The 2,672-nt window shown below is 66.2% G+C and carries 4 protein-coding genes; 2 read left to right on the top strand and 2 right to left on the bottom strand.

Features of this window, described 5'->3' with window-relative positions; genetic code table 11:
* Together AC1D00_RS35630 and AC1D00_RS35625 are read right to left on the bottom strand one after the other, a co-directional pair.
* Positions 1-566, bottom strand: a 566-nt coding sequence (locus AC1D00_RS35630) for an anti-sigma factor family protein (protein ID WP_477013893.1), incomplete at its 3' end; no start/stop codon positions are given.
* 106 nt (positions 567-672) lie between these two features.
* Complete coding sequence (locus tag AC1D00_RS35625) at positions 673-1,161, bottom strand: sigma-70 family RNA polymerase sigma factor (protein WP_477013892.1); 489 nt, start codon at positions 1,159-1,161, stop codon at positions 673-675.
* A 172-nt stretch (positions 1,162-1,333) separates the two neighbouring features.
* Between AC1D00_RS35625 and fabI the strand changes: the two genes are divergently transcribed.
* Both fabI and AC1D00_RS35615 read left to right on the top strand, forming a co-directional pair.
* Positions 1,334-2,149 (top strand): enoyl-ACP reductase FabI, encoded by an 816-nt coding sequence (fabI, locus tag AC1D00_RS35620; RefSeq protein WP_027546200.1) that lies wholly within the window; start codon positions 1,334-1,336, stop codon positions 2,147-2,149.
* Between the two features lie 12 nt (positions 2,150-2,161).
* The coding region (locus tag AC1D00_RS35615; RefSeq protein WP_477013891.1) for a histidine phosphatase family protein at positions 2,162-2,672 on the top strand (511 nt) is incomplete at its 3' end.

Below are 2,672 nucleotides of genomic sequence, written 5' to 3'. Positions count from 1 at the left end.
CCCTCATACATCAGGAACGAGGCCGGCCCGTTCGGCCCCGGCAGGAGCCGGCCGCCGACCAGCTTCAACCCACTCGCCTCCAGGTTCGGTGCGAACACGGTCCACCCGCAGCGCCTGGTCAGCCAGGCCTGAAGATGGTCGCGCTCGTTGCCGCCGACCTCGACGGGGTGGCGGACCTCGACGACATAGAGGCGGTGGGCGTCGAGTGCGTCCGCCGTGAAGCTCTGGAAGGTCGAGGGAGCGCTGGCGGCGCCATGCGCGACCCAGCCGGCGGTGCCGCCGGCGACGAAGGCAACCAGCACAGCCGCGGCGGCGCCATAGAGCCATTGCCGGGGGCGGCGCTCCAGCCGTTCGAGCTCCAGCCGTGCCGGCACCGGCTCCTGGGCGACGGTATCGTAGCGGGCGTGCAGCATCTCGGCCATGGTGCGCCAGGACTGCACCCGCTCGGCATCGTCAGGATGGGCGGCCAGCCAGGCCTCGACGTCGGCGCGGCGCTCGGCCGGCAGCTCGTCATCGACATAGGCGTGCAGTTCGTCTTCGGTGATCGGAATATTGCGGTCGTTCATATCGATCGTCTCTGGCTCTGCGGCCCAAAATATCCTTCGTGACTCAACTTCGCTCGCTTTGTCGGCAGGCTGCGGACGGACACTACGCGATGCATCAATCCCGCCATCATTTCACTCGCCTGAGCGCCGGGCGCTCACCCTCCAGCGAGGCTTTAACGTGGGCGCGGGCGCGTGCCAGGCGCGACATCACGGTGCCGATCGGCACGCCCTGGATGTCGGCGACCTCGCGGTAGCTCATGCCCTCCAGCATCACCAGGAGCAGCACCGAACGCTGCTCCTCGACCAGCGTTGCCAGCGCCTTCTCGATGTCGCGTCCCTCGGCTTCGGTCCCGCTGGCATCCGGGTTGTTCTCCGTCAGCTGCATGAATTGCGGCCGCCTTGCCAGTGAGCGCCGCCGGTTCTTGTTGAGGTTGGTCAGGATCGTATACAGCCAGCTCCTGACGTCGCCTCCGAGAAACAGGCGCTCCGAACGCAGTGCGCGCACCAACGTATCCTGCACCAGATCGTCGGCCGAATCCGCATCGCGCGTGAGCGCGCGGGCGTAGCGGCGCAACGCCGGGATCATGGCTTCCACACTCTGGCGAAACGCACTCATTGCCGTCTTGACGTCCTGGTGTTCGGCGCGAGCGCCTTACCCATCATAACACCCGAACGGAACGGCTATTCCGGCGCTCGAAACAGCGTTAACGCCGCGTATTAGGACTGTACCGCGAAAGAGGGCTGGTGTACCTCCAGACCTCAACGAGAGCTCGACGGGACGTTCAAAAATGGCGCAGAATTCAGGTCTGATGCAAGGCAAGCGCGGGGTGGTCCTCGGCGTTGCCAACAACCGCTCGATCGCCTGGGGCATCGCCAAGGCATGCCACGCAGCGGGCGCCGAGCTCGCCTTCACCTATCAGGGCGATGCGCTGAAGAAGCGCGTCGAGCCGCTCGCCGCCGAGATCGGCGGACTCGTGCTCGGCCATTGCGACGTCACGGACGCCGCGACCATCGATGCCGCCTTCGCGGTGCTGAAGGAGAAGTGGGGCAAGATCGACTTCCTGGTGCACGCGATCGCCTATGGCGAGCAGCTCGACGGCCGCTACGTCGACACCACGCAGGAGAATTTTTCCAAGTCGATGCTGATCTCCTGCTACTCGTTCACCGCCGTGGCACAGCGCGCCGAGAAGCTGATGACCGATGGCGGCTCGCTCATCACGCTCTCCTATTACGGCGCCGAGAAGTGGATGCCGCATTACAACGTGATGGGCGTGGCGAAAGCGGCGCTGGAGGCAAGCGTGCGCTATCTCGCCGCCGACCTCGGCGAGAAGAACATCCGCGTCAACGCGATCTCGGCCGGGCCGATCAAGACGCTCGCGGCCTCCGGAATCGGCGACTTCCGCTATATCCTGAAGTGGAACGAGCACAACGCGCCGCTGCGGCGTAACGTGTCGACTGAAGACGTTGGCGGCAGCGCGCTGTATTTCCTTTCCGACCTCTCGCGCGGCGTCACCGGCGAGGTGCACCACGTCGATTCCGGCTATCACGTGCTCGGCATGAAGCGGCCGGACGCGCCGGACATTTCGTTCGGCGGGAAGGACTAACGCTTACCGGCAATGCCCGTGCCCACGATCTACTATCTTCGCCACGGCGAGACCGAGTGGAATGCGCTCGGGCGGCTCCAGGGCACCAAGGACGTTCCGCTGAACGCGCGCGGCCGTAGCCAGGCGATGCAGGCCGGCGGCATTCTCGCCGACCTGTTCAAGCGCGACGGCCGCGACAAGGCGGCGCTGCCCTATGTGTCGAGCCCGCTCGGCCGCGCGCGCATGACCATGGAACTTGCGCGCGGCAAGCTCGAATTGCCCGTGGCCGACTATTCGCTCGACGATCGCCTGCGCGAGATCGGCTATGGCGTCTGGGAGGGGCTGACGCTGGCCGAGAGCGAGGCCGCCGATCCCGAAATCTATGCCAGGCGCCTCGCCGACAAATGGACGGTGGGCCCGGCAGGCGGGGAGACTTATGCCGATGTGCAGGTCCGCGTCCGCGCCTGGTACGACCAGCTCCGGACCGACACCGTCGCAGTTGCCCATGGCGGGACCTGCCGGGCCCTGATGGTTTCGCTTGGCC

The organism is Bradyrhizobium sp. P2_E8 (assembly GCF_056403875.1).
Note: the sequence above shows the minus strand (reverse complement) of the source record. Positions and strands in the feature narration are given on the sequence as shown.

Excerpts from the sequence above, each read along its gene's own strand:
- AC1D00_RS35625 (WP_477013892.1), bottom strand. The coding sequence starts at position 1,161 with ATGAGTGCGTTTCGCCAGAGTGTGGAAGCCATGATCCCGGCGTTGCGC.
- fabI (WP_027546200.1), top strand. The coding sequence starts at position 1,334 with ATGGCGCAGAATTCAGGTCTGATGCAAGGCAAGCGCGGGGTGGTCCTC.